The following is a 24,849-nucleotide window of genomic DNA, read 5'->3' as shown; positions in this document are numbered from 1 at the left end:
TTGAGTAGCATGGTAGCTATCAGACGATTCGAAACACGAACGTCGAGACAGGAGGACATTACGCATGAAGTTTCGCCAGGTTCATTTGGATTATCACACTTCCGAAGCCATCGAAGGTGTTGGAAGCGCTTTTTCCAAAAAGCAGTTTCAGGAGATGCTCCGGCTGGGGCATGTCGATTCCATCACGGTTTTCGCCAAATGCCATCACGGCTGGGCCTACCATCCCACGAAAGCCAATGAAATGCATCCGCATTTATCCTTTGATTTGCTTGGCGCCCAGATCGAAGCCGCGCACGAAATCGGCGTCAAAACACCCGTCTATCTCTCTGCGGGATTGGACGAAAAGCTGGCCCGAAGACATCCCCAATGGCTGATTCGCGACGAGCACGAACAGATCGGCTGGGTATCCGATTTTATGAAGCCGGGCTACCACCAATTTTGCATGAACACGCCCTATCTGGAAGTTCTCGCCGAGCAGCTCCGGGAGGTCGTGATCAACTACGATGCGGACGGCATTTTCCTAGATATCGTGGGCGTTCGCGAGTGCTACTGCCAATACTGCGTGGCCGAAATCCGCAAGAGAGGCTCCGATCCCCGCAATCGCGAGGACATGGAAGCGCTGTGGAAAGAGACGTATTTCAGCTATACGAAAAAAATGAACGAAACCGTTCACGCGATCAAACCCGGACTGCCCGTATTCCACAACAGCAGCCACGTCAGCCGCGGACGCCGCGATCTTGCACGGGTCAATACTCATTTGGAGCTTGAATCGCTCCCGACGGGCGGCTGGGGGTATGACCATTTCCCGCTTTCGGCGCGGTATGCCCAGACGTTGGGCATGGATTTTCTGGGCATGACCGGGAAATTTCACACCTCATGGGGCGAGTTTGGCGGATACAAGCATCCGAACGCCCTGCGGTACGAGGCGGCGTTAAGCATCGCCAACGGCGCCCGCTGTTCCATCGGCGACCAGCTTCATCCCAGCGGATTTATGGACCCGGCCACCTATTCGCTGATCGGCGAGGCTTACCGGGAGGTTGAAGCCAAAGAAGAATGGTGCCGGGACACCTCTTCGGTCGCCGACATCGCGCTGCTGTCCGCCGAAGCCGCAGGGCATGTCCCGGGCAGCAAGAAATGGGAGTATGGACGTTTCGACGCCGGAGCCGTCCGCATTTTGCTCGAAGGGCACTATCTTTACGACGTGATTGATACGGAAGCCGATTTCGAAGCATATAAAGTGATTATTTTGCCGGATGTCATTCTGATCACCGAACCGCTCAAAGCCAAGCTGACCGTTTTTCTCGCCAAAGGCGGCAAGCTGCTGGCAACCGGACGTTCCGGATTGTCACCGGACGAAAGCCGCTTCGAGCTGGATTTTGGCGTCATGGATCTAGGAATTTCGGCATTTAAACCGTCCTACTTGAAGCCGGGTTTTGAACTTTCCTCACTCCGCAGCGCTTCGTTCGTTATTTATGCCGAAGGCCGGGACGTGACGCTTACAAGCAGCGGACGTACGCTCGGAAGCCGGGAGAACCCTTATTTTAACCGCGATCTGTTCACCTTCTGCTCGCATCAGCACACGCCGTCCGACCTGAAGGATGCCGGTCCGGGCATGACCGAAGGCCCGGCCGGGATCTATGTAGCCTGGAACGTGTTCGAGGATTACGCGATGAAGGGCAGCCTCCCGGTCAAGGAAATCGTCATCTATGCGCTGGATCGTCTGCTTGGCGCCAAAACGCTGTCGACCAATCTGCCGGCGCAAGGTGTCACGACGCTGCAAGCGCAAAATGATTTGGGGCGCTGGGTCAATCATCTGCTGTACGCTTCTCCGGTCCGCCGCGGCGAAAACGTCGAGGTGATCGAAGACCTGACGCCGATGACCGACACCCAAGTTTCGGTCGCCGTGCCTGCGCCGGTGAAGGAGGTTTACTTGGCGCCGCAGCGGGTATCCCTGCCTTTCCGGCAAGAGGCCGGAACCGTGAGCTACACCGTCCCGGCCTGGGTTTGCCACCAGATGGTTGTATTGCAGTTTTAAACGCGAAAAGACCGCTTGGTCATCAGGCCAGGCGGTCTTCTTGGATTTCCGAATTAGATAAATGCAGTGGAAACAATAACGAGCAGAATGAAGAGCACCAAAATAACACCGGTGGATGTGAAGCCGGCTGTAGGTGCATAACCAATGTCCTTATCACAAACGTCGCTCATGGATATCCCTCCTCTCAACCAAACGTACATAGACAATTTATGTAAACCATCCTATCTGCGACTAAGACATACATCCAGCGAATAAGTCCATTTCATAAACATGGAACGCAGCGAACCATCTCCTTCCCTCCCGAATAAAATAAAACAATTGTACTAAATTATGGAGGGAAATAAGATGGAAAACCTTATCACGGGATTTATCGTGGATTCCGATCATTCGGACGAATCCGGGTCTCCCCATTTGCATCAATTGTTTATCACTTCCTGGAACGGCAGGCCGGTTCACGTGCATCCTTTTTCCGGAGACACCTCTATTGACATCGGGCACCGTCATCATTATGCCGGCGTTACCGAACCCGCAGCCAGCGGAGTCCCGCATGTGCATGCCTACTTTGTAGAAACTTCATTTGATAACGGCCATACGCATACGATCCGTGGAAATACCGGTCCGTCCCTTCCGCTGCCCGGCGGCGGGCACTATCATTACTTTGAAGGCTACACGACCGTCAATGGCATGATTCCGCACAATCACAGATACAGCGGAAATACCGGAAATGCTGAGGAATAGGAAATCCACAAGCCAAGGCTCCTGCATCCTGCAAAGTAATTGGTCAGGGACCTTGGCTATTTTCAGAACCAAGCTTCGCTTAGCCGCTTTATTCCCTCCGCGATGCTCTGTTCGTGCATGTCTCCGAAGCCAAGCATCACCATATTGTCCGTATAATGCTCCGCTCGCATCCACAGCATGGATACAGGGTAAACCTGGACTCCTTTTTCCCTGGCCCGCTCGATAAGTTCGGACTCGGACAAGCCATTTTTCACTTCCAGCAAAATATGCAGACCCGCCTGGCTGCCGTGTACAATAACCTTGTTCCCCAGTTGCTGCTGGACGGCGCGGATTAAAGCATCATGTTTCTTTTTGTTCGCCAAGACAATTCGCCGCAAATGCCGCTCCCAATGGCCTTCGTGCATGAACCGGTGCATGATTTTTTGCTGCACCACGGGCACGGAAGTGGGGTACCACTCAAAACGACGCTCATACCTCACCAGCCAATCTTCGGGCAGCACGAGATAATCGATCCGAAGGCTCGGCGACAATGCCTTTGAGAACGTACCGATGTACACGACGGAGCCGCTTGCGTCAATGCTCTGGATCGAAGGAATCGGCCTGGAATTATACCGCAAATCCCCGTCATAATCGTCTTCGATGACGATCCCGCCGCAGCGGGCCGCCCAGTCGAGAAGCTGCAATCTTCTGCGGATCGGCATGACGGCCCCTCCCGGAAATTGATGGGAAGGTGTGACGTAAACCAGCCTGGCGCCGGTTGCTTCCAATTCCTCGACCCGAATCCCGTTTTTATCCAAGCTCACGGGAATGACTTCATAGCCGTTGTTCTGAAAAATCTCCCGGGCTCCGATATATCCCGGATCCTCCAAAGCGACCTGCCCATAATCATTCCGCAGCAGCTGGCATAACAGACTTAAGCTGTGCTGAAGCCCGGAGCAGATCACGACCTGTTCCGGACGGCAGGAGACCCCTCTGGCTTTAGCGATGTACTTTGCGATCTCCATCCGCAGCTCCGGTTCTCCGGTGTTCCCCCGGTAGTTCGTCATGTCTTCGACACGAATGGAGGATAAGCACGCGTTTGATATCCTTTTCCACAGCCGCAGCGGGAAATCTTCCCCGCTTAAGGAACCGTAACGAAAATCGAAGTCAGGCTCTGCGGATTCGTTTTTTTTCGCTATGGTCTCCCGAAGAACGGCGGAAGCCGCGGCAGGCCTTCCCTGCGCCGCGATCCCGTTATCCATAGGCTCCACTATAAACCCGCTGCCGGTTTTGCTGGTTACGTAACCTTCCGAAACAAGCTGGAAATACGCCTTCTCAACCGTATTGCGGCTCACCCGAAGCTCGGTCGCGAGCGTCCGGGTTGAGGGAAGCTTGGCTGCCGCAGTCAGCAGGCCGGAAACGATTTGCTCCCGCAGTTGGTCATAAATCTGCTCATATAAAGGCGTTGTGCTCTCGTTATTAAGAAAAATCAAGGTGGAGTCCTCCTTCTCCGCAATAAACTGTATCCTATAAAATAATATAAACTGGAACTTTCGACACATACAATCCGATTATATAATTAATTTGGTTAGGACAACCTGCGCACAAAAAAAGATATAGGAGGATGGAGTATCTATGATCAACGAAAAATTACGGGAAGTCGTTGCGCACGAAGGAGCCGTGGCTATCGTGACCTGGTCGGAAAACGAAGCTGAGCCTCATGTGAGCAACACTTGGAATACCTATGTGCAAATCACGGAAGACGAACGTCTGCTCATTCCGGCTGCCGGGATGAAAAAGACGCAGCATAACATCGAGCAAAATTCAAAAGTCAAAATCACGATTGCCAGCCGTGAAATTATGGGACTCTGGGCGATGGGAGCCGGTTTCCTGATGGAAGCCACGGCCCGATTTGTGGAATCCGGTGAGGAATATGAAATGATGAAAGAGAAATTTCCTTTCTTAACCCGGGTTCTCGAAATCACGCCAACGTCCGTACGGGAAACCGTGTAAAGCTATTTTATAATAAGTGAAAAGATGCACATGTTAAGCTGCGCAGATGATGCGCCGTTAAACCGCCAAGAAGCCGTGGGCCTGCTCCCCACGGCTTCTCTTCAACTGAAATACTCAATAAATATGGCGTTGACCTCATCGGCAATTTCATGATTTATGCCATGCCCCACGTCCGCAAAAAAGCGGACGTTCATCCGATATTTCAGGGCGGCGCTTTTTCCCCCAAGACGGGAAAAGGGATCCTCTTCGCCCAGTAAATACAGCACCTTCTCTCGAATGCCGCCGATCTGCTCATCCGTAAAGCCCGTAACCTTGTGGAACCTCATCGCCATATTGTTGAAGCCCTTCAAAAGGGCCGTAAAGTGCTCGAGGATCAACGGGTTCGCGGTAAAGGCGGCGCTGTTGCTCCCGGTAAGCTTACCGAGCAATTTGACGACATTGCGTCTGGTCGGAAACAACGCTTCGGGAAGAAAAACCTTGATCATCGTCTTCATCGGACTGCCGCCGCCTGCCGGAACGCTTGCCGCCATGCTTAACACCTTGGCGACGCGCTGCGGTCGATGGAGCGCGTAATATTGAGCCAGAAACCCTCCGTGCGATACGCCAGCGATATTCACCTGCTCCAACCCCAAACCATCCAGTATTTCATCCATCCAAATCACGTCGTCAAAAGCCTTATTGTAGTTGGGATTCGGCACGCTTTTGCCGGGCCCGCCGAGAGTATCCACGGCATAGAGTCGAAAATGCGGCGCAAGCGCGGCGGCGTTATAGATCCACATCAAGGCGGAGTCGTCCCCGACGCCGTGAAGCAGCACAACCGGGCTCGCGTCCGCCGCTCCGAAAACGTTGACATGCGTGCTGCCGTAACGCGACGGAATTTCAACTTGCGAAATCTCGGTATCCCATGCCTCAAGCAGGCGGTCGTAGGTCGACAGGATGTTTTTTTCCGCCGTCCGCGTTTTATAAATCTTCATCTTCCAGGTCCCCTCCCCGGTCAAAATAACGATTGTAGAATCGTCTTAACAATGAGGTCAGCTCGGTTCTTGCTGCCGCTTTATCTTCGGAGATGGCAGCGGAAACGATGCCCGAAAAATATCGCTGGAACACGAACAGGATGATGGCCTGATACTCTGACGCAAGCTCTGCCGGATCGTCGCTTTGAATCAGGCCTCTTGCAAGCAGCGAAGCAAAAACCTGCTTCTGGTGTTCAAGCGGGACCTCAAACAACAGGCTGCGGTACATGTTTGCCGCTTCTTCGTTCATCTGCTTCTCTATGGTCAGCATCCGGACCAGCTTATAAATGTTCTCGTCCAGCAGGTACTTATCAAGATAGAAGATGCCGGAAGCAATAAACTTTTCGCATTCCACTTGCACGATGGCGTCCATGGCGAGAATGAAGCCGGTTTTTAGGCTCTGCGTCCACTGCTCCGCCTCCCTTAAGAGGGTCTGAAGGATATCTTCCTTGTTCTTGAAATGATAATAGATGGAGCTTTCCTTAATCCCGACCGCCCTGCCGATGTCCCTTATGGATACGGCCGTATATCCTTTCACGGAATACATATCCAGCGCGGCGGCCAGAATTTTTTCCTTGGTGGTTGGTTCCTGATTTGGCATGGGTTTCAATACCTCCGTTCATTAAAAAACTAACAGTTGTTAGGTAAATTCATCGTACCTAACAACTGTTAGTCTGTCAATTGATGATATGGTGAACATTTCCAATCCTTACACCCCTAGAAATTCATCGATCACCCTGCTGAACGCCTCCGGCTCTTCCAACATCGGAAGGTGACCGGAATACTCCATGACGACGAATTTCGCGTTTGGAATTAGTGAAGCGCATAATTCCCCCTCGGACGGCGGATTCATGCCGTCATGCTTCCCACTGATGATCAGCGTCTCGGCGGTGACTTTGGGAAGCTCGTCCCGAAAATCGAAATTTTCCATGGCCCGGTTGGCCGCTTCGGTCTGCGCGGGTGTTAGTCCGCTGTTAAACAGCTCCGGATGTTCACGAAGAATTTTCGGGTCATACGCCATATGCTTCATAAAAAACAGCGCACGGCCGTCCGCGTCCAGCGCTTCGAATTCCTCTGCATGTTCCTTCATCAACCTTTGGGTCGATGAGGTCAACCCATTCGATTTCGGCACGGTCAGAATCAGTTTCCGGATTCGGTGCGGCTGCTTGACGGCTATCCCTTGCGCAATATAGCTGCCCATAGAGACGCCATGCAGGATAACGTCCGACAAGTCCAAAGCATCCATTAACGACAAGGCATCCTGCACGTGATCTTCCAAGGTGTAATGCTCCGGCTTATCGGACTGTCCATGTCCCCGGCAATCGTAAACGATCGTTTTATAAGATTTCGACAGCCTCTGCACTTCGTTGTCCCATTGCGTCAAATCGGCGCCTAACGCGTGCACGAAAACGATGGGCTCCCCCTCTCCCTTCATCTCCACATTTAAATGTATGCCGTTGATGTCCATCATTTCCACTTCTGCTTCTCCTTCTCGGATGAAATTGGTTCCATTCAAAATGTGATCATTGGTCCATCTTATTGTTGTCGCTTCGAAACTAATGTAATCTTAGTCGTTCGGTATCAATAGGACAAGTAGGCAGTTTTGTGGTATATACTACTATAAAACGTACTAATGGAATAAGGAGATTCTTCGATGAATGAGACTGCCGAAGATTATGCAAACTGCTCGATCTCAAGGCTTCAGAAGGTGATCGGGGGCAAATGGAAAATCATCATTTTATGGAGTCTGACCGGCGGAACCCGAAGATTTGGGGAAATCAAACGCCTTTTGCCCGACATTACGCAGGGCATGCTGACCAAACAGCTCCGGGAACTGGAAGAGGACGGATTCGTCCATCGCGAAATTTTTAAAGAAATCCCGCCTCGGGTCGAGTACTCTTTGACCGACATGGGTAAAACCTTCGTACCTATTCTGAACAGCATGCGGGATTGGAGCGAGATATTTTTAAAAAGATAACACTAAACAAGCCGAAGCGCAGTTGTTGCGCTCCGGCTTATTTTATTGAAAGGCCGCTTCGCCCGAAGGATTACTTCAGCGCCGCCACTACTTCTTCGCTCGTCCGGATTTTGCCGATCCGGGGGAAGATATATTTGCAGACATAATCATGCTCTTCCGCCGTAAAGGCGGTCATGGCGTCCACCGCAAAGACCTGATTGTACCCGTGTTGGAAAGCTTCTCTGGCCGTCATATCTACGCCGACCGATGTTGAAATCCCGCACAGCACGATCGTATCGATGCCGCGGCGGCGCAATTGCAGATCCAGATCCGTCCCGTGGAAGGCCCCCCAGTTGTGCTTCGTTACATGATGGGCTCCCGGAATATCCGCCAGCTCGGGAACAATGAGATCCCAACCTTCCGCGTACTGCATCGGATTCGGTTTCGCATCCGTTTGTGGTTTGAGCACATCCTTGCCGTCGGTCGTCGACACTCTCACGAGCACCACGAACCCGCCTTTTTCCGCAAAAGCATGTGCCATTTTGCTTGCGTTCTGAACAACTTCCCCGCTGGTGTACGGAGCCCCTTGGCGTCCGGCTGCCGCGATCCCCTGCTGCAGGTCGATAACGACCAATGCCGTTTTTTCCGCCGTCAAGCCTTCCGTTTCCGTCATATGGTTATCTGCCACGTTTTTCTCTCCCGTTCCTTTGTTTACTTGTCGGCCACAGCCAAAATATGATTTTTGTTGATTTTCTTGTACACGTTGAAATACACCCATACGGCGTTAATCAGCAGCAAAGCGCTGGTCGTCAAAAACACGTACCGGGGACCAAACCATGCCGCCACCTGTCCGCCAAACACCGAACCGCCAAACACGCCCAAATAGGCAGCCGCCATGCTGAAGCCGAACACCCTGCCCGTCAGGGCGTCCGGCGTGATTTTCTTGATCAAAGTATTAACGGACGGGCTAAGTCCCGCCGCCGCTAAACCCAGCAAAAAACGCAGCCCCATCAGCTGCCATGGATTTTGCACAAACGCCTGCGGAATGAATATAATCCCCGCTGCAATAAGCGCAAACAAAATCACTTTATGCGTCCCCACTTTATCGGACAGCTTTCCGAGTCTTGGAGCGGCGAGAATATTGGCCAGCCCCGAAGCGGAGAACACCATCCCGGCCATCAGTGCTACATGGGTTGCGTTTTTCGAAATCTGGTCGACATATACCGTGACGATCGGTTCCACGGAATACATCGCCACGCTCAGCATAAAAAAGGTCACGAACAACGTGATGGTCAAGCTTTTCTGCGGAACCGAGCTCCAGATTTCCTTCATGCCAAGCGTCTTTTGGTTTTCCGCGCGGGTGAACGATTCCTGTACAAACAACAGGGTAGTAATAAATGCAATGAGCATTAGGACACCCGTCAGAAAAAACGAATTTTGTATCCCCAGGTTCTCCGCGAAAAATCCCCCGATGGTGGGCCCCAGCAAAGAGCCGGCGATGTTGGCCGTCGACAGCGTACCCAGCGCATAACCAGCGTGCTCCTTATCCGTTTGGGTTGCGATCAGTGTGGTGCACGCCGTGCCATACCCCGTAATAACGCCCTGCAGCAGTCTCAGTCCAACCAGCACGTACACATTGGTCGCAAATCCCATGCAGCCGATCACGATCGCCATCCCCAGGCTCGCCCGGAGCAGCATCGGCTTCCGCCCATACTTGTCGGCGGCTATCCCCCAGATCGGCGAAAAAATCGCCGAAACGATGTAGGTGATCCCAAACGCAAATCCGGAATATTGAGAGATCGCATTGGCATTATGAACTCCCAGCTCCTTGATATAAAGGGGCAGTATCGGCGCAATCTGGCTCATCCCCACTCCGGTGACAAACATCCCGAACCAGCAAACGATCAAATTTCTTTTCCAAATCGGCATTCCCATACCCTAAAGCCTTCCTTCTGCTATCCACTCGTTGTACAAGAGCAATGAACAATATTGTAGGTTCATCTTACCGCGAAGAATGGCTTTACTCCATGCATTATCTTAATCTCCATGGACATTTTTGCTGTAAAATTCCGATGGACTGATTCCCTCCGATTTTTTGAAAATCCGGCTGAAATAAAACTCGTCCGTAAATCCGAGCTCCCCGGCCACTTCCTTGATCTTTTTGTCGCCTTCGGCGATCAGCTCTTTGGCTTTATCGATTTTGATCTTGTTGAAGTACTCGATAACGGAGTAGCTGGTCGTATTCTTAAAAGCGCGTGAGAGGTAAAACGGAGACAAATGCACCAGCTCGGACAGCTCCGCCAAGGTTACCCTGTTATTCACGTTCTCATGCATATAGCCGATGATTTTCTCCACTTTTAGGGAGATGGAGTGATTTTCGTTTTGCTTTTTGACATTGGAGAAGATTTCAAAAACGAGCTGCTGCAAATAAGCTTTGGCGACGAACTCATAGCCGGGCAGCTTCCCGTCCCAGGTGGCGAGCAATTTTCTGAAGACATCTTCGACTTGATAACCGTTTTTCAGCTCATGAACCGCGTGCAGCGGCAGCCTCTCCACTTCCTCGCCGATCGACCATTCGTTGTCATTGAAATTCACGTTGGCATAGCTGAAATGCACGGACATGAAACAGATACGATCGCTTGAATTCGTTTTGATCGTATGCAGCACATCCGGGGGAATGTAAAACAACATGCCTTCCTTTACGGAATATCGTTTGTTCTCGATGGTGATGCTGCCCTTCCCTCCGGTCACCAGCAGCAGCTCATGATGCTGAATCGTTCTCGTGATGTTGCTTCGCATTTTCCTGAGATCGTTCGGATTCCGGCCGTTGCAGTAATGAATATGGAAAAAAAGATTTCGCAAATGCATGGGAGCCTCCATGGATATTCATATTCTGACGCAAAAGATTATCCCAAAAGAAAATCGGCCCATTTAACGAATCGTTCAGTTAACTGAAAAGGTCAGCCTTACCGGACTCGGGCCATGCCTACTTTGCTTTCGCTGCGCGGAGGAGGCGGCGCTGAACGGAAAACGGCGATTTCTTGAATAGCAGTTATGGAATAACGTTACAAAATGGCCTTATTCCACTCGGAAATCGTATTTTCCTGACAATAACGGTGCAAAAGGATCCTATTTTCGGCAAAACGTCCAAAACCGAGGTAAAAAGGACCTCTTCCGAAGAAATAAGGCCATAAAACGGCGCTATTCTTTCAGAAAGAGGCATCCCCGTAGAAATAAGGTTATCAATGACCGCTATTTTAAGTGTCGGAGGGAAGCGGTATTTTAGGGGTGCTGCTGGCCAAAGATGTTGACCAGAACTGTTGACCAGAGCAGTCTCTTCGCTCTGACTTGTGTCAACGTAAATCCTCGAAGTTCATCCGCCGCCTGATAACTGCGATCGAATAACGGCGATCTGACAGGAGGAACCCCCGTTACAATCCGGCAGGGATTCTCCGCTTTGTCATGATCAGTTTTAGAGGTTGTCCCAAAAGCCGCCATCGATAACTTTCGGGTCATCCTCTTGAACTCACTCCGATACCAGCCAGGTCTTGGCGTCCTCGGGGTCGGCGTAAAAAGAAATTTTGAGATCCAATTTCAGGCGGCGAAGCGCTCTTTTTACACGCCACCGATTCATTTCGGACAGCCCGACAAAGGACAGACGGTCAATATGATCCTTTAACTGCTCGACATTGCTGACCAATGCCAGCAGAACCTTGTTCGTCACGGTGGTCTTATACAAGTCTACCCAAATCTTCAGCTTCCGATGGGTATCGCGTATAAAACGCTCTTCCAAACGCATGATCTCGAACAGCTTCTCTTCATCCCGATATTTGCTGCCGTACTTCAGGCAATGAATCTCTCCGCCTTTGTAATAATACGGAAAAGTCGAGCCTCCCGGGGATTTCATTGAGGGTCACTCCTTGTGGATGGGCATATTATTTTTTTCGATTCGGCAAGTATTCCAGAAATCTTCTGACCGCAAGCGAAACCGATTTCCGCTCTCTCATGGCGATGCCGATCTTTCTGTAAGCGGGTATTTCCATCTCTTTCGTTATAATACGATATGGGATGCGCTGCAAGATTAATTCGGGCAGGATACTGATGCCAAGTCCATTTTCGACCATCGACATAATGGCGTAATCGTCCCAGGTCGTAAAATGAATTTGCGGCGAAAGATGGTGTTTGGCGAAAATAGCCGAGATCTCCCTTCTTGTGCCCTTTTCCAGCAGCATAAACGGATAGTTCTCCAGCTCTTGCATCGGAAATTTCTCGCAATTCGCAAGCGGGTGGTCTTCCGGCAAAACGACCAGCAAACGGTCTTCCTCCAGGAAAATCGTTTCCAGCTCCACCCTTGCCGGAAGCGTCAAAAATCCAAAATCAACACGCCCCTCGAGAACCCAGCTTTCAATTTCCGTGTAATCGCCCAGCAGCAGCTCAAAGTCGATCTTCGGGTAATCCTGCCGAAAAAGCTTGATCATGTTCGGGAGCCAATGGGTCGCTACGCTGGAAAATGTCCCGATGCGAATCAGCCCGGACTGCATGCCGTGCAGATCATTAATCTGCGACAGCAGGATTTCGTGATCCTGGCAAATCCGCTGAAGCTGAGGCAGCAGCTGCAGGCCGTCCGAGGTCAGACTAACGCCGGCGCGTCCCCTTTCCAGAAGCGAGACGCCCCATTCTTTTTCCAAGTCATGGATCATGCGGCTGATACCCGACTGGGTATATTTCAGCGCTTCGGCCGCTTTGGTAAAGCTGCCGTACTCTACGGTTTTGACAAATGCCATGTATTTTTGGATGTTCATATCTCTCCGTTTTGCATTTGAATTTGTCATATGATATATGATAAACATTCGTTTTTGTTATGTCTAAAAGTATGATATATTGATGCCTGTTGAAATTCAAGTGCGGGATGATGAGATGAAAACGGAAAAGGCATATTTCAAGTACATAATAGCGCTTTTGATCTTCGGCTCCAATGGAATTATCGCAAGCTATATCGCATTAACCAGCTACGAGATCGTGCTAACCAGAACCCTGATCGGCAGTTTGTTTCTGGTCCTGCTTTTTCTGTTTTCCAAGCAGAAGGCTCAATTTTTGCACAATAAAATGCATTTTTTGTATGTGATCATTTCCGGCGCGGCGCTTGGCATCGGCTGGATGTTTCTGTACGAAGCCTACCAACAGATCGGCGTCAGCATTGCCTCGCTGGCCTATTATTGCGGCCCCATGATTGTCCTGATTTTGTCCCCCCTTCTATTCCGGGAAAAGATCTCCTGGCCCAAGCTGCTCGGATTTGCTGCCGTGGTAGTTGGCATGCTCTGCGTGAACATCGAAGCCATATCGGAAGGCAAAAACTCCTGGGGATTGTTCTGCGGAATCATGTCCGCGGTCATGTTTGCCTTCATGGTGATTTTCAGCAAGAAGGCGAAGAACATCACCGGACTTGAAAATTCCATGTGGCAAATCGTCGCGAGCTTCCTGACCGTCGCCGTCTACATCGGGTTCAAGCAGGGATTTTCCATCCATATTGAACCGGGGAGCATTTTGCCTATTTTGGTGCTTGGCATCGTAAATACCGGAATCGGTTGCTATTTTTACTTCTCCTCCATCGGAAAATTGCCCGTGCAAACCGTAGCTATATGCGGCTACCTGGAGCCGCTGTCGGCATTGATCTTCTCAGCCGCGTTTTTGGGGGATCATCTGGGTTTTGTCCAGATCATAGGGGCTGCTCTGGTTTTGGGCGGCGCCGCGTTTGGCGAATTGTTCCGCCCGAAGAGAAGTCATTTTAATTTTCGTTCCAAGGCTAAGCCGGGGTTGATGAAGTAAAGCCAGGTAAATCATAACAACCCGTCAAAGCCTAAATAAAAGCCCAAGCGCAATAACGCCTGAGCTTCGTCCGTGGCTCCAATAAACTGTTTCCGTATAAGCGATACGCATCACTCAACATACCTGGTACGCAAATCCAACAATTAGTAGCGAACCTGCCACATCCTATTTTCGAACCATCAATATTGCCGACTCCACATGTTTTGAGAATACAAAAAAGATGCCGCATCACACCCTCGCCGAAAGAATAAAGAGCCGCGCAGACAGAGTAATCTGTTCGCACGGCTGGCTTTGTTTTGCTAACGATGTCCATTGGATGAAGCAACGCGCAATCGTCGCATCATGGGTACGGGTTCACATTCGTGGCGGACAGCATGCATCCTTGGCCGCATAAACCTCTGCGATGGCACGCAAAATCGATGAACTTGCCTTGCACCTGAATCGCTTCACAAGACAGACGAGACGTATACTAGACAAACTTGTAGAAATGAATGTATTAATTGTTCACAATGAACAGCAGCGCCGTAGTTCGAAAAAATATTGCACGGCCGGATGCTTTAGCCTGATTTTTTCGGACATGTTTACAATCCGCTTCTTCCCAACTCGTCTGTCCATCAATGCCAAAATATTCAATAGTATATCCTTGCTTGCGATGCTCTCCTCAATAGACGAGGATAAAAACTTAGTAGCTGCAGCCGTAAAATTAGATTTACTGAGTGAAGCTTGTGCTGCCAAAAGCTCCTTGGCCAATTCGGAGAGTACTCTGCTTCGCGCAATAACGATTAAACGCTCTTCCGGAATTTTCCCCTCCGTATTCATTTTTACAGCTTCGATTTGTTCATGGCTGATCGGAATATTGATGCTCGAGTCGTTTTTTATTTCTTGCTCTGATTGATACCATTTGATGAAAGTGGTCGCATCGTTCATGTTCAGTATATTTTTTTTATCAACCACGATATAACAAATCCCTGATTTATCGGGCAAATAACGATAACCGGTTGCACGATATTCCACTTTCCCTTGTAACGCAGGACTGAGAAAGCTCTCCAATTGCTGCTTCAATTTGCTCCAGGACATGATGTTCTCCTATTGTTTAATAACCCTTATTGTCTAATTTGGAAGGGCTGCCTTCCGTTTAATCCTCACTTACAATACTTGACCAGTTAAAATAAATCAAATATAAAATTATTACAAAAATCATTTACGAAATTACATTTTAATAAAAATTCATGAGTGTATAGTTCATTTCAAGAGGTCTTTATAAGATTTTTGCGCAGATTATTTCGTAGGAGGGATGTTAGTGAGAATTTGATAGCGAATAAATGAAAGCGTTTTTATGATCTGTGGAACCTCATAAGAAGTCGACAACCAGCTGGTAGGATTTGTTCTGCAAGGGGAACTAGGAAAGTAATTTATCAGTCAAAAAAGGAGTTGTCTCATGAGAAAAATCAAAAAATCTAACCCGGTATTGTTTTGCGTGTCAATGGTGATTTGTTTGTTTATATCTTTGCCGGGACTCGCTAATGCTGCTCCTGCTCCGATTCATTCCGGTCCACAATTTGCGGATGGTTATTACGCAGACCCTGATGTGCAGGTTTTTAATGGAACTTATTGGGTGTATCCGACTCGTGCGACTCAACCTGGTGAATCCGATACTGGAGCAAAATCTGTGGATATATTTTCTTCGACAGATATGGTCAATTGGACTAAATATTCAAATGTCATAAGTTCGGCCAATATTTCCTGGTTGCAGCATTCCTTGTGGGCGCCGAGCGGGGCTTATCGCAATGGGAAATACTACATCTATTTTGCTGCAAACGCAATCAATGGTGATGGACAATTAGGCGGAATCGGCGTTGCAGTCGCTGATAATCCACAAGGTCCATATACCGATGCGATTGGTGCCCCCCTTATCAATGTTGTAAGAAATGGCGCAGGTCCCATGGATCAAGATGTATTTATTGATGATGACGGTCAGGCTTATATGTATTATGGCAGTTGGGGCGAGTGTAATGTTGTAAAGCTTAACGAGGACATGAAGTCTCTCGGAACATGGCCTGATGGAACAGTTTATAAGAAAGTTACACCGACTAAAACGGGCGATAATGATTATTTTGAAGCACCTAAAGTATTCAAGAGGAACGGGATTTACTATATGAATTATGCTGCTGGTGTATGGGCGGATTCCTCTTATAAGGTCATGTATGCCACATCCAGATCTGTAACAGGACCATTTGTACCCCAAGGTATTATGCTGCATACGGATACGACGACAGCAGACGGACCGGGTCATAATGGTATTGTTCAGTCCCCTACAACAAATGATTGGTACATTTTTTACCATAAGCGGTATCTCAATAGTTCTCAACGCGTACTGGCATATGATAAATTTGAGTTCAATGCAGATAATACGATTAAACCCGTCGAAATGGCCGTGGAAGATAACTTTGATGATGGTAATGATACGGGGTGGACAAAATATGGCGGTACATGGACCGCATCGGACGGCCAGTATAATGTAGATTCAAATCCGGGCGCCAAGGCGCTCCTGGACACCAACTTCGGAGATTTGATTTATGAAGCTGATGTGACCCCCGGTTCTTCGGGCAATGCGGGGCTGGTATTTAGAGTATCCAATCCTGGAACAGGTGCGGATGCTTACCAGGGCTACTATGTTGGACTCGACGTTCCTAATCAGAAGGTGCTGATTGGGAAGGCAAACAATAGCTGGACATCGTTGGCTACGGCTTCTATGAGCTTAACGGCTGATACGAAGTATCATGTTAAAATTGTCGCACAAGATGATGCCATTAAGGTCTATGTTGATGATATGACTACACCTAAGCTAAGTGTGTCGGATTCAAGCTATAAGGGGGGAAGCGTAGGGGTTAGAACCTATGATTCAGCAGCTAAATTTGATAATATTTCCGTTCAAAGCAGTCGATATGAAACCGAAAATTTAATTGTAAGTGCAACCTCGGGTGCCAATCATACCATGTTCGGAAATGGAACCGGTCGAGACCTTAATCTGAGCGGTGGCTTTGGAACTGCGCTGGAGGCCAGTGCCGTCAATGACTATGTGACTTACACCGTGAATGTGCCAGAGGCACGCAGCTATAGTGTAAGGGTCGGTGTAAAAAAGGGGAACAACAGAGGACAGTTCCAGTTGTCGGTCAACGATGTAAATCACGGTGCAGTTCAGGATTTATATTCATCTGGATTTAACTATGTTGAACTGAATGTGGCAACGATCACTTTCAGCTCGGCAGGAGATAAATCCTTCAAGTTTAATGTTGCAGGTAAAAATGCTTCAAGTTCAGCCTATCATCTGTCACTTGATTATATTAAACTGGTTCCGAATTAATGTGGGTGTGGAAGGGTTTGTGCAATGAGCAGTTAAGCAAAAAAACTAGGCTTACCGGCTGCTTTTTTATCTGTACTTTCAACTTACATGAAGCGGCGGATATAATCACGTTATCCAACGATGATGACGGAGTCAAAGATATTATCGAACGGTATTGCTTAAAATCCTCCTCATAACTTCCATTTCTCCGGTAAAAAAGAACTCCTGTCCCTAAAGGACACGAGTTCTTTTATAATTCGCACTATTTCCCCCACAAAATTAACGGTCAATCGTTCGCATAATCCAGTTCGGATAACGCTGCCCCGAAATCTTCTCGGGAGATAGCGCTTCGTTCAGCCCCTTCATCTCTGCCTGCTCCAATCGAACGGAATCGGCGCCCAAATTTTCTTCCAGATATTTAATCCGTTTGGTGCCGGGAATCGGCACAATGTGGTCGCTCTTATGCAGCAGCCAAGCGAGCGCGATCTGCCCAGGCGTCGTGCTCTTGGCTTCGGCGATTTCACGGACGATTTGTGCCGCTCTCCTGTTGGCGTCGTAATTTTCACCCTTATAGCGCGGATCTTTACGCCGGGTATCCCCTTTCGGATATTCCTCCGCCCGTTTGACCTCCCCGGTCAGAAACCCGCGGCCCAATGGGCTGAAAGGAACAAGTCCGATGCCCATCTCATGCAGGAACGGAATGATTTCCGGTTCCAGATTTCTTTCCCACAGCGAGTATTCGCTCTGCACCGCGGAAACGGGATGGACGGCATGAGCCTTGCGAATGTTGGGAATGCCCGCTTCGGAAAGCCCGAAATACCGCACTTTCCCTTCCTTGACGAGATCGCCTACCGTTCCGGCTACCTCCTCGATTGGCACCGAAGGATCCACGCGGTGCTGATAGAGAAGATCGATGTAGTCCGTGCCAAGCCGGCGTAGACTTCCTTCCACCGCCTTGCGGATTTGCTTGGGCCGGCTGTTGAAGCCAACGATGGTTCTCCCCCATATGCGTGAACCGAATTTGGTCGCAAGCACTACTTGATCCCGCTTTCCTTTCAGAGCTTTTCCCAGCAGCGCCTCGTTGGTGTACGGGCCATAGCTCTCCGCGGTATCGAAGAAATTGCAGCCGAGTTCAATGGCGCGATGCAGCGTGGCGATGGATTCCTTTTCGTCGGCCGGACCGTAAGACTGGCTCATCCCCATGCAGCCGAGGCCGATGGAAGATACCTCAAGCCCTTGGCTGCCCAGTTTGCGTTTGCTTACCGTCATTGATGCTTCCTCCTGTCTATATCCTTCAATCGATTATTCATGTCCGATAAGGTAATGATAAACATCAAGAACACTCGTACACTAGACCGTTGCTGCATAAAATTTGCCTAAGTCTGCAATCCATGAATTAAGTCAGATTGAATTCCAATTTGGGAAAGGGATATAATTCAAGTTGAGCAAGTCTACATTATCACGGAGCACAGGGAGTGGGATTCATGTCCGATTCATATCTTATTGAAGAACTTATCGCGATGACTGAGAAAATAACCACCTCGGACGGGAGAAACCGCACCATCATTCCGTATCTCACCATTAACCGGAACAGCCGCGAGACGCCAGTCATTCCGAGTGTGCTTACGCCTTCATTTTGTCTCATTCTGCACGGAACCAAAGAAATCCAATTGGGCCAAAACTATTATTATGCTCAGGAGGGGGACTTCCTCACCTCTTTGCTTGACCTTCCGGCCTCGGCCCGGGTCGCCGGAGCGACGAAAGACTCCCCTTATATCGGACTGCGGCTCGATCTGACGACCCAGGAAATCGCTTCGGTGGTCACGGAAGCCGGAATTACCGTAGAACCCCAGCACAAAAAACTGAATCCCGGCGCGTTTATCGGAAAATCCGACGCGGAGCTGCGCCGCCTGTTCGTGCGGCTGCTAAGCCTTCTGGACAAACCCGAAGAAGCGCCTTTCTTATCGGCGCTCCTGAAACGGGAAATGATCTATCGGCTGCTGACAGGAGAGTATGGCCATTTGTTTTTGCAGCAGGCGCTTTTTGATCAGCAGGCCGACGGAGTCGGCAAGGCCATCGCCTGGATCAAAGAAAATTTCAAGCATCCCTTTACCGCCGAGCAGCTTGCGAAGTCCTTGAACATGAGCGTATCGGGACTGCAGCATAAGTTCAAGGAAATCACGGCCATGGGCCCTCTGCAGTACCAAAAGCAACTCCGCCTTCAGGAAGCGAGACGCCTGCTTCTCAGCGGTTCCATGGACGTAACGTCGGCTGCGCTTGAGGTCGGATACGAAAGTCCCTCCCAATTCAGCCGGGAATACCGCCGCTTGTTTGGCCTGCCTCCGCAAAAAGACATCAAATTGGTGCTGAAAAATTCCGCGGCGGCCGCGTTAATCCTGAACTAACGAAGTCTAAGGATCAACTCGTGTACCCCTGGTGGATCAGTTCTTTAATTACCTGCCTGTCGTCAAAAGGAATCCGCTCGTCCTTCACGATCAAATGGGATTCGTGCCCTCTCCCCGCGATAACGATCAAATCATCGGACCTGGCGGCTTGCAGGACATGGCCGATTGCCTCCTTCCGGTTAACCATGGCGAGATAACGATCAGCGGAGATGGGCTCGTTTATGACGCCGTCCATCATTTCGTTCAAGATCGCTCAGGGTCCTCCCAGCGGGTATTGTCCGAGGTAAAAACGGCCAGGTCGGAGTAGGACGCCGCAAGGCGCGCCATGACCGGACGCTTTTTCCGGTCCTTATCGCCTTCGCAGCCGCAAACGCAATACAGCTTGCCTTTGGCGAGGGCCCGGGCGGTTTTCAGCACATTTTCCAGCCCGCCGGGATTATGGGCGTAATCCACAATCACTGTATAATCCTGTCCGGCATATACCGGCTCGAACCGCCCGGCCACTCCCGTAAAAGACTCAAGGCTTCCCTTGATTTGCCGCAAAGGAATCCCCTCCGCCAAACATAAGGCAACCGCGGCCAAAACGTTGTAGACGTTGAACACTCCCAGCAATTTCAAACGAAGCGATGCCCCTCCCCAGATCGTTTCAATCTCCAGATAAGTTCCGCTGGGATTCATTTCGATCTGTTTGGCGCGCACATCAGCCTCATTTTGAATGCCGTACGTAACGATCTGCGCGGAGGTTTTCCGGGCAAACGCCCCGGAAACGGGGTCGTCCGCGTTCAGCACGGCAACCTTCGGCTCGTCTTCGTAGGCGCTTCCGAGCTGCGAAAAAAGCAGCGATTTGGTGTCCCCGTAACGCTCCATCGTTTCATGATAATCCAGATGGTCATGCGTCAAGTTCGTAAACACCGCCGCTTTGAAATCGCAGCCCCTCACTCTCCCCATATCAAGCGCGTGCGAAGACACCTCGACAACGGCATATTCGGCTCCCAGCCTGACCATGCTCTCAAAATGCCTTTGCAAATAAAGGGACTCCGGGGTCGTATTCACGGTAGGTTCCGTGTGTTTGCCGAATTTCATATACAGCGTACCGATCAGCCCTGTCTTTTTGCCGCCGGCATTGAGGATGTGTTCAATCAAATGCGTGGTCGTGGTTTTGCCGTTGGTTCCGGTAACCCCAATCACCTTTAACCGCCGAGTCGGCTGTCCGTAGAAATAATCGGCCACCACCGCAAGCGCGCGGCGGGTATCCGGCACTTGAACAACTGTAATATCGGGCGGAATATCGGGCACCTCCCGCTCCACCATGACGGCGACCGCTCCGTTAAGAACCGCTTCCCGTATAAAATCATGCCCATCCTTCAGGCTTCCGGACAGGCATATAAAAAGAGCTCCCGGACTTGCTTTTCGTGAGTCGATTTCCAGATTCCCGATTTCCAGCGTTTCATCGCCTAGGATATGTTTGACGAGCAAGCGGCCCAATAATGATTTCAGCTTCACGGTTGATCCACTTCTTTCCGCAGGTCCTTTTCGCTTTGTCGTTAAATGTTTCCCTTTGGAAATGTGGATTATTCTTGATGATCTCCCGCCTTCTCCCGCAGCTCCATCTAAAACACGAATTTCACGCCGGTAAGCTCTTCGCTAAGCAGCCATAATCGTTTGGCTTTTTCGGGGTCAATCGCCCAGGGCCGTACGCCGAATCCCAGAGTGCTGTCAGCCGGGACGGCTTCGGCGATGTCGCAGTCCTCGCAATAAACGCCGCCCATGCCGTTTAATTGTTCGCTCGTCGCGCACCACACTGAAGTGGCCGCTCCCTGCTTGATCGTCTTCCATTTGTTGCCTTGGCCTTTTTTCGTCAGATTGATGAGCTTGATAATGTTCAGTTTGTCCATTAGGGTAAACGTAAGCCGATTAAGACCTTTGGCTATAGCGGAGGCGTTCGGATTCCGGCCGAACCGGCCGATGCCCGTCGTGGGGATCAAGCCCGGATGAACGGCAAAAGCCCGCACCCCTTGCTCCTTGGCTAACTTGTCCAACTCCACGGCAAACAGCACATTCGCCGATTTCGACTGGGCATAAGCTTTCCATTTATCGTATTCCGTGGTTTCGAAATTCGGATCCTCGAACAGGACTCCTCCCAAGCGCTGCGCCCTGGACGACACCGCTATTACGCGCGCGTTGCCGGCTTTTTTCAAAGCGGGCCACAGCCTGGCCGTTAGATGGAAATGCCCCAGATGGTTCGTGGCGAACTGGCCTTCATATCCCCTCATATCCCTGATCAGCGGGGACGCCATAATGCCCGCACTATTGATCAGGATATGAAGCGGCCGGCCTGAAGCCAGAAACCGTTCCGCAAAAGCGTCGATCGAAGCGGGGTCCATCAGATCCAGCTCTTCGAGTTCCACATTTGAAATTCCGCGGGTCGCTTCCCGGGCTTTTTCCCGGGTTCGAGCCGGAACGATGACAGTCGCCCCCGCTTTCGCGAGAACGCGGGTCGCCTCAAGTCCGATCCCGGAATAACCTCCGGTAACCATGACGACCTTTCCGGTCAAACTGCGTTTTCCTAACGCCTTTTTAGCTGTTGTGCTTACGCCAAACCCCGAGTGAATCGGAATCTGCGGAGTCAGATTCGTTTCCGGTATGCTGTTCATATAGCTTTCTCCTCCAAATTAGGATCGGGATCGCGGCAGCAGCTCTTCAATATGTCCGGTCAAATTACGCAAATTGCGAATCCAGCCGGTCGGATCGATGTAGTAGAAGTTCTTCGTCGTCTCCTTGTAGAGGTTTACGATGCCGGCATCCTTTAGAATTTTCAGGTGATGGGACACCGCCGGTCTGGACAGATGAGTCTCCGCCGTAATCGCCCCCACGCGCAGCCCGTCGCACCCGGCTTCAAGCAGGCACACCATAATCTGCTGGCGAGTTTCATCGCCGATGGCAGACAGGACGTCCTTGCACTCCTTCAACTCCGATTTGACGATCTTCAACTTGCCGCGATCTTCCATCATAGGTTTTATCTCCTTGCCTGTATGGTTTAAACGTTTGAACCGATTACAGCATAGCTTATGCATAATGGCCCCGCAACATCGGGAAAGAAAATCGAGACGAAGCAAAAATTTTCGTCGGCCGCCGGCCAGACATAGCACAAAGCCGGCCAGAGTATTCTGGCCGGCTTTTTATATAAACGGCAAACTGCCGAGACAAGCTTAACGTGTTGCTCTATAGATCGGAGCGCCATACGGCGAGGCCCCCGCGCCGCCGTCTACGCTGATTTCCGCTCCTTGAACAAAAGATGAGTCGTCCGAGGCCAGGAATAAAGCAACGTTGGCGACTTCCACAGGCGCCCCTAAACGATTAAGCGGGATGCCGAGCGAAAGTTTTGCTTCCAATTGAGCTAACCCTTCAGGCGTAGATTGTCCCCAGATCGGCGTAACCGTGGCTCCGGGAACGATGGTGTTCACGCGAATGCCGCGCGGCGACAATTCGGAAACCATCACCCTCGCCATGCTGGTCACGGCCCCTTTGCTCGCCGCATAAGCCGCGTATCCGGGACTGCCCGCTTTAGCCAGCACCGAGCCGATCAGAATCACGGAGGCCCCCTCTTTTAAGTGAGGCAAGGTCGCTTGAACCGTAGAAAATACGCCGGTTACATTGATCTTCAGCACTTCTTCGAACAAAGATAAATCCGTCGCGCCCACCGGCGTATTTCCCGGAATTCCCGCATTGGCAAATACCACGTCAATCCCGCCGAACTGTGCTACACCGGCGGCAACGGCTTTTTCCAAGCTGGCCGGATCGGCGACATCCGCTTGAACCGCCAGGCCGTTTGTCCCAAGCTCTTTCGCCGCAGTGTCCAGCGTTGCTTTATTTCGCCCGGTAACGATCACCTTAGCGCCTTCCGCAACAAACAATTTTGCGGCCTCCAAGCCGATTCCGCTATTGCCTCCGGTAATAAATGCTACTTTCCCGTTCAATTTTCCCATTGTATAACTCTCCTTATTTTTTGTTTTTTGAGAACGATCGTTCTCGAATAAGTAAAAAAATTTCATTTTAATATCGACAATGTCGTATCAATGATTTGCTGTAGTTTTTCTATGTCATCGGTCGCTTTAACCATCACCCGCAGCCCGGTCACCGCATTGTTTAAATAATGCGAGAGTGACTCCGCATCCAACGATTTGTCGAATTCCCCGGATCGCTGACCCTCTTCAATCAGCCGGCGGAAAATCCGTTCCGATCGGTCTAAACTTTGGCAGACGGATTCTTTCAGTTCGGGATCATGCACGGCAAGCTCGACGGCGGTATTGACCATCATGCACCCTTTCGGCGCGTCGTTTTCGGACAAAATTACCATTTCGAACAGCTTCCGAATCGCTTCCCGGGACGTATTGGCGATATGAATCCGCTGTTCGAAGGACTGATTGATCCGTTCGCCGTAACGTTTAAGCGCCCTAATATATAAGGTCCGCTTGTCGCCAAACGTATCGTACATGCTTCTTTTGTGAACACCCATATGCGAGACCAGATCCTGCATGGATGTTTTCTCGTATCCTTGTTCCCAAAAAAGATACATCGCTTTGAGCAGCACGGCATCTTCATCGAATTCTCTCGTTCTGGCCATCGCGTCCCCTCCTTTCGATTATGAGTTTAGCATATTGAGAACGATCGGTAAAGAATTATTTTGTACCGTTCGTTCATTTATTTGAAATAAAGAAGCCTGCAGACAACACCGTTATGGTTATGTCTGCAGGCTGATCTTTTAAGGCTTACTGGATATTACTTAACTTCAGTGGAGCCGGTAACTTTACCGTCCAGAACTGCACTTGTTTTCAGATCGTCGCTCTTGAAGTACAGGTTGCCGTCGATCGTACCAGTTTTGTCAAGGGTAAAGCCGTTAGCTTCTACATAAACGTCGCCTTTAACCGTACCGCCTTGGATTTTGAAGTTTTCGCTTTGTACAGTCAATTTAGGAACAGTCAGTGTGTAAGAAGCCGTGATGTTGTGGTCTGCATCTTGAGCATACAGAGCCAGTTTACGGTAGATCGCGTTTGCGGAATCGCCTTTGTCGTGGAATTCGCCGGATACGACAACTTCCTTATCAACAGTCAGGTCGTTCAGGATTGCAACGATCCAGGTACCTTTGTCGCTAACAGCAGTAGTGAATGCGTCAGCTTCGTTAACGATAGATGCTGTAGTTACAGCGTCTGTTTGTTCTGCAGGTTTGTTGCCGTTAGCCGCATTGTTGGCTTTGTCATTGTTGGATCCGCAGCCGGACAACATGGCAACTGCGATACCTGCTACTACGAGTACTTTGAAAAATTTCACAGTGAATTCTCCCCTTCAATTTATATTTACAAAATTATTATAAATAAAAACTAAACATAGAAATGTGATTCTTTTCACAATAATTGTGAATTTCATTACAAACATTTTTGATAGATTACATTTTTCGTCACATATTGTCATCGCTTGCTTGACCTTTCGAAAGTAAATTTAACCCGGAGAGAACCGCCAAATCATGGCACTTTCTTTGTCAA

25 protein-coding genes and 1 pseudogene are annotated in these 24,849 nt (G+C 50.0%); 7 read left to right on the top strand and 19 right to left on the bottom strand.

What is annotated here, in order from left to right; genetic code table 11:
- Positions 1-64 precede the first annotated feature (64 nt).
- On the top strand, positions 65-2,035 hold the full coding sequence (locus ACI48K_RS13115; RefSeq protein WP_475028035.1) for a beta-galactosidase trimerization domain-containing protein: 1,971 nt from the start codon (positions 65-67) through the stop codon (positions 2,033-2,035).
- A gap of 53 nt (positions 2,036-2,088) precedes the next feature.
- On the opposite strand, the gene ACI48K_RS13110 is transcribed toward ACI48K_RS13115, so the two are convergent.
- Positions 2,089-2,205: a YjcZ family sporulation protein gene (locus tag ACI48K_RS13110; RefSeq protein ID WP_475028034.1), complete on the bottom strand. Its 117-nt coding sequence runs from the start codon at positions 2,203-2,205 to the stop codon at positions 2,089-2,091.
- A 175-nt stretch (positions 2,206-2,380) separates the two neighbouring features.
- Between ACI48K_RS13110 and ACI48K_RS13105 the strand changes: the two genes are divergently transcribed.
- On the top strand, positions 2,381-2,773 hold the full coding sequence (locus ACI48K_RS13105) for a YmaF family protein (RefSeq protein WP_475028033.1): 393 nt from the start codon (positions 2,381-2,383) through the stop codon (positions 2,771-2,773).
- 62 nt (positions 2,774-2,835) lie between these two features.
- On the opposite strand, the gene pdxR is transcribed toward ACI48K_RS13105, so the two are convergent.
- On the bottom strand, positions 2,836-4,245 hold the full coding sequence (gene pdxR, locus ACI48K_RS13100) for a MocR-like pyridoxine biosynthesis transcription factor PdxR (RefSeq protein ID WP_475028032.1): 1,410 nt from the start codon (positions 4,243-4,245) through the stop codon (positions 2,836-2,838).
- Between the two features lie 142 nt (positions 4,246-4,387).
- Here pdxR and ACI48K_RS13095 point away from each other — a divergent pair, with 142 nt between their 5' ends.
- Positions 4,388-4,765, top strand: coding sequence for a pyridoxamine 5'-phosphate oxidase family protein (locus ACI48K_RS13095; protein WP_475028031.1), 378 nt, complete (start codon positions 4,388-4,390; stop codon positions 4,763-4,765).
- 101 nt (positions 4,766-4,866) lie between these two features.
- Here ACI48K_RS13095 and ACI48K_RS13090 read toward each other — a convergent pair whose 3' ends face one another.
- The 3 genes from ACI48K_RS13090 to ACI48K_RS13080 all read right to left on the bottom strand — a co-directional run bounded on the left by ACI48K_RS13090 (position 4,867) and on the right by ACI48K_RS13080 (position 7,249).
- Positions 4,867-5,739 (bottom strand): alpha/beta fold hydrolase, encoded by an 873-nt coding sequence (locus tag ACI48K_RS13090; RefSeq protein ID WP_475028030.1) that lies wholly within the window; start codon positions 5,737-5,739, stop codon positions 4,867-4,869.
- Entirely contained in the window at positions 5,726-6,379 is a 654-nt protein-coding gene (locus ACI48K_RS13085) for a TetR/AcrR family transcriptional regulator (RefSeq protein WP_475028029.1), read from the bottom strand. The genes ACI48K_RS13090 and ACI48K_RS13085 overlap by 14 nt, the downstream gene beginning before the upstream one ends.
- Before the next feature lie 108 nt (positions 6,380-6,487).
- Positions 6,488-7,249 (bottom strand): alpha/beta fold hydrolase, encoded by a 762-nt coding sequence (locus ACI48K_RS13080; RefSeq protein ID WP_475028110.1) that lies wholly within the window; start codon positions 7,247-7,249, stop codon positions 6,488-6,490.
- A 183-nt stretch (positions 7,250-7,432) separates the two neighbouring features.
- Here ACI48K_RS13080 and ACI48K_RS13075 point away from each other — a divergent pair, with 183 nt between their 5' ends.
- Complete coding sequence (locus ACI48K_RS13075; RefSeq protein ID WP_475028028.1) at positions 7,433-7,756, top strand: winged helix-turn-helix transcriptional regulator; 324 nt, start codon at positions 7,433-7,435, stop codon at positions 7,754-7,756.
- A gap of 70 nt (positions 7,757-7,826) precedes the next feature.
- Here the strand turns inward: ACI48K_RS13075 and ACI48K_RS13070 are convergent, their stop codons facing one another.
- The 6 genes from ACI48K_RS13070 to ACI48K_RS13045 all read right to left on the bottom strand — a co-directional run bounded on the left by ACI48K_RS13070 (position 7,827) and on the right by ACI48K_RS13045 (position 12,537).
- Positions 7,827-8,408 carry an isochorismatase family protein gene (locus tag ACI48K_RS13070; protein WP_475028109.1) on the bottom strand — a complete coding sequence of 194 codons (582 nt, stop codon included), beginning with the start codon at positions 8,406-8,408 and terminating at the stop codon, positions 7,827-7,829.
- A gap of 38 nt (positions 8,409-8,446) precedes the next feature.
- Positions 8,447-9,664, bottom strand: coding sequence for a multidrug efflux MFS transporter (locus tag ACI48K_RS13065; protein ID WP_475028108.1), 1,218 nt, complete (start codon positions 9,662-9,664; stop codon positions 8,447-8,449).
- Positions 9,665-9,772: 108 nt separating this feature from the next.
- On the bottom strand, positions 9,773-10,603 hold the full coding sequence (locus ACI48K_RS13060) for an AraC family transcriptional regulator (RefSeq protein WP_475028027.1): 831 nt from the start codon (positions 10,601-10,603) through the stop codon (positions 9,773-9,775).
- Positions 10,604-11,017: 414 nt separating this feature from the next.
- Entirely contained in the window at positions 11,018-11,251 is a 234-nt protein-coding gene (locus ACI48K_RS13055) for a hypothetical protein (protein WP_475028026.1), read from the bottom strand.
- A 10-nt stretch (positions 11,252-11,261) separates the two neighbouring features.
- Positions 11,262-11,642, bottom strand: a complete 381-nt coding sequence (locus tag ACI48K_RS13050) for a hypothetical protein (RefSeq protein ID WP_475028025.1) — start codon at positions 11,640-11,642, stop codon at positions 11,262-11,264.
- A 28-nt stretch (positions 11,643-11,670) separates the two neighbouring features.
- Entirely contained in the window at positions 11,671-12,537 is an 867-nt protein-coding gene (locus ACI48K_RS13045; protein ID WP_475028024.1) for a LysR family transcriptional regulator, read from the bottom strand.
- A 115-nt stretch (positions 12,538-12,652) separates the two neighbouring features.
- Between ACI48K_RS13045 and ACI48K_RS13040 the strand changes: the two genes are divergently transcribed.
- A complete protein-coding gene (locus tag ACI48K_RS13040) occupies positions 12,653-13,561 on the top strand; it encodes a DMT family transporter (protein ID WP_475028023.1) in 909 nt (302 codons plus the stop codon).
- Positions 13,562-14,065: 504 nt separating this feature from the next.
- Here the strand turns inward: ACI48K_RS13040 and ACI48K_RS13035 are convergent.
- A complete protein-coding gene (locus ACI48K_RS13035) occupies positions 14,066-14,638 on the bottom strand; it encodes an SF0329 family protein (RefSeq protein ID WP_475028022.1) in 573 nt (190 codons plus the stop codon).
- 361 nt (positions 14,639-14,999) lie between these two features.
- Between ACI48K_RS13035 and ACI48K_RS13030 the strand changes: the two genes are divergently transcribed.
- Positions 15,000-16,925, top strand: coding sequence for a family 43 glycosylhydrolase (locus tag ACI48K_RS13030; protein WP_475028021.1), 1,926 nt, complete (start codon positions 15,000-15,002; stop codon positions 16,923-16,925).
- Between the two features lie 258 nt (positions 16,926-17,183).
- Here ACI48K_RS13030 and ACI48K_RS13025 read toward each other — a convergent pair whose 3' ends face one another.
- Entirely contained in the window at positions 17,184-18,173 is a 990-nt protein-coding gene (locus ACI48K_RS13025) for an aldo/keto reductase (protein WP_475028020.1), read from the bottom strand.
- Positions 18,174-18,388: 215 nt separating this feature from the next.
- Between ACI48K_RS13025 and ACI48K_RS13020 the strand changes: the two genes are divergently transcribed.
- On the top strand, positions 18,389-19,309 hold the full coding sequence (locus ACI48K_RS13020) for an AraC family transcriptional regulator (RefSeq protein WP_475028019.1): 921 nt from the start codon (positions 18,389-18,391) through the stop codon (positions 19,307-19,309).
- 13 nt (positions 19,310-19,322) lie between these two features.
- Here ACI48K_RS13020 and ACI48K_RS13015 read toward each other — a convergent pair.
- From ACI48K_RS13015 to ACI48K_RS12990, 6 genes and pseudogenes are all read right to left on the bottom strand, one after another.
- A pseudogene (locus tag ACI48K_RS13015) lies at positions 19,323-20,812 on the bottom strand (UDP-N-acetylmuramoyl-L-alanyl-D-glutamate--2,6-diaminopimelate ligase).
- Between the two features lie 107 nt (positions 20,813-20,919).
- Complete coding sequence (locus tag ACI48K_RS13010) at positions 20,920-21,963, bottom strand: SDR family NAD(P)-dependent oxidoreductase (RefSeq protein WP_475028018.1); 1,044 nt, start codon at positions 21,961-21,963, stop codon at positions 20,920-20,922.
- A gap of 18 nt (positions 21,964-21,981) precedes the next feature.
- The gene (locus tag ACI48K_RS13005; protein ID WP_475028107.1) at positions 21,982-22,317 is read right to left on the bottom strand and encodes an ArsR/SmtB family transcription factor; all 336 of its coding nucleotides are present in this window, start codon (positions 22,315-22,317) and stop codon (positions 21,982-21,984) included.
- A 201-nt stretch (positions 22,318-22,518) separates the two neighbouring features.
- Positions 22,519-23,295, bottom strand: a complete 777-nt coding sequence (locus ACI48K_RS13000; protein WP_475028017.1) for an SDR family NAD(P)-dependent oxidoreductase — start codon at positions 23,293-23,295, stop codon at positions 22,519-22,521.
- A 62-nt stretch (positions 23,296-23,357) separates the two neighbouring features.
- A complete protein-coding gene (locus ACI48K_RS12995) occupies positions 23,358-23,933 on the bottom strand; it encodes a TetR/AcrR family transcriptional regulator (protein WP_475028016.1) in 576 nt (191 codons plus the stop codon).
- Positions 23,934-24,088: 155 nt separating this feature from the next.
- On the bottom strand, positions 24,089-24,637 hold the full coding sequence (locus ACI48K_RS12990; RefSeq protein ID WP_475028015.1) for a polymer-forming cytoskeletal protein: 549 nt from the start codon (positions 24,635-24,637) through the stop codon (positions 24,089-24,091).
- Positions 24,638-24,849 lie beyond the last annotated feature (212 nt).

The sequence above is a fragment of the Paenibacillus terrisolis genome, from assembly GCF_056171975.1.
Note: the sequence above shows the minus strand (reverse complement) of the source record. Positions and strands in the feature narration are given on the sequence as shown.

What these genes read in the sequence shown, in the direction of transcription:
- ACI48K_RS13075 (WP_475028028.1), top strand. Translation starts at nt 7,433, where the DNA reads ATGAATGAGACTGCCGAAGATTATGCAAACTGCTCGATCTCAAGGCTT.
- ACI48K_RS13090 (WP_475028030.1), bottom strand. Translation starts at nt 5,739, where the DNA reads ATGAAGATTTATAAAACGCGGACGGCGGAAAAAAACATCCTGTCGACC.
- ACI48K_RS13105 (WP_475028033.1), top strand. Translation starts at nt 2,381, where the DNA reads ATGGAAAACCTTATCACGGGATTTATCGTGGATTCCGATCATTCGGAC.
- ACI48K_RS13080 (WP_475028110.1), bottom strand. Translation starts at nt 7,249, where the DNA reads ATGATGGACATCAACGGCATACATTTAAATGTGGAGATGAAGGGAGAG.
- ACI48K_RS13010 (WP_475028018.1), bottom strand. Translation starts at nt 21,963, where the DNA reads ATGAACAGCATACCGGAAACGAATCTGACTCCGCAGATTCCGATTCAC.
- ACI48K_RS13060 (WP_475028027.1), bottom strand. Translation starts at nt 10,603, where the DNA reads ATGCATTTGCGAAATCTTTTTTTCCATATTCATTACTGCAACGGCCGG.
- ACI48K_RS13070 (WP_475028109.1), bottom strand. Translation starts at nt 8,408, where the DNA reads ATGACGGAAACGGAAGGCTTGACGGCGGAAAAAACGGCATTGGTCGTT.
- ACI48K_RS13065 (WP_475028108.1), bottom strand. Translation starts at nt 9,664, where the DNA reads ATGCCGATTTGGAAAAGAAATTTGATCGTTTGCTGGTTCGGGATGTTT.
- ACI48K_RS13095 (WP_475028031.1), top strand. Translation starts at nt 4,388, where the DNA reads ATGATCAACGAAAAATTACGGGAAGTCGTTGCGCACGAAGGAGCCGTG.
- ACI48K_RS12995 (WP_475028016.1), bottom strand. Translation starts at nt 23,933, where the DNA reads ATGGCCAGAACGAGAGAATTCGATGAAGATGCCGTGCTGCTCAAAGCG.
- ACI48K_RS13045 (WP_475028024.1), bottom strand. Translation starts at nt 12,537, where the DNA reads ATGAACATCCAAAAATACATGGCATTTGTCAAAACCGTAGAGTACGGC.
- ACI48K_RS13085 (WP_475028029.1), bottom strand. Translation starts at nt 6,379, where the DNA reads ATGCCAAATCAGGAACCAACCACCAAGGAAAAAATTCTGGCCGCCGCG.
- ACI48K_RS13050 (WP_475028025.1), bottom strand. Translation starts at nt 11,642, where the DNA reads ATGAAATCCCCGGGAGGCTCGACTTTTCCGTATTATTACAAAGGCGGA.
- ACI48K_RS13055 (WP_475028026.1), bottom strand. Translation starts at nt 11,251, where the DNA reads ATGACCCGAAAGTTATCGATGGCGGCTTTTGGGACAACCTCTAAAACT.
- ACI48K_RS13020 (WP_475028019.1), top strand. Translation starts at nt 18,389, where the DNA reads ATGTCCGATTCATATCTTATTGAAGAACTTATCGCGATGACTGAGAAA.
- ACI48K_RS13005 (WP_475028107.1), bottom strand. Translation starts at nt 22,317, where the DNA reads ATGGAAGATCGCGGCAAGTTGAAGATCGTCAAATCGGAGTTGAAGGAG.
- ACI48K_RS13000 (WP_475028017.1), bottom strand. Translation starts at nt 23,295, where the DNA reads ATGGGAAAATTGAACGGGAAAGTAGCATTTATTACCGGAGGCAATAGC.
- ACI48K_RS13115 (WP_475028035.1), top strand. Translation starts at nt 65, where the DNA reads ATGAAGTTTCGCCAGGTTCATTTGGATTATCACACTTCCGAAGCCATC.
- ACI48K_RS13030 (WP_475028021.1), top strand. Translation starts at nt 15,000, where the DNA reads ATGAGAAAAATCAAAAAATCTAACCCGGTATTGTTTTGCGTGTCAATG.
- ACI48K_RS13025 (WP_475028020.1), bottom strand. Translation starts at nt 18,173, where the DNA reads ATGACGGTAAGCAAACGCAAACTGGGCAGCCAAGGGCTTGAGGTATCT.
- ACI48K_RS13040 (WP_475028023.1), top strand. Translation starts at nt 12,653, where the DNA reads ATGAAAACGGAAAAGGCATATTTCAAGTACATAATAGCGCTTTTGATC.
- ACI48K_RS13035 (WP_475028022.1), bottom strand. Translation starts at nt 14,638, where the DNA reads ATGTCCTGGAGCAAATTGAAGCAGCAATTGGAGAGCTTTCTCAGTCCT.
- ACI48K_RS13110 (WP_475028034.1), bottom strand. Translation starts at nt 2,205, where the DNA reads ATGAGCGACGTTTGTGATAAGGACATTGGTTATGCACCTACAGCCGGC.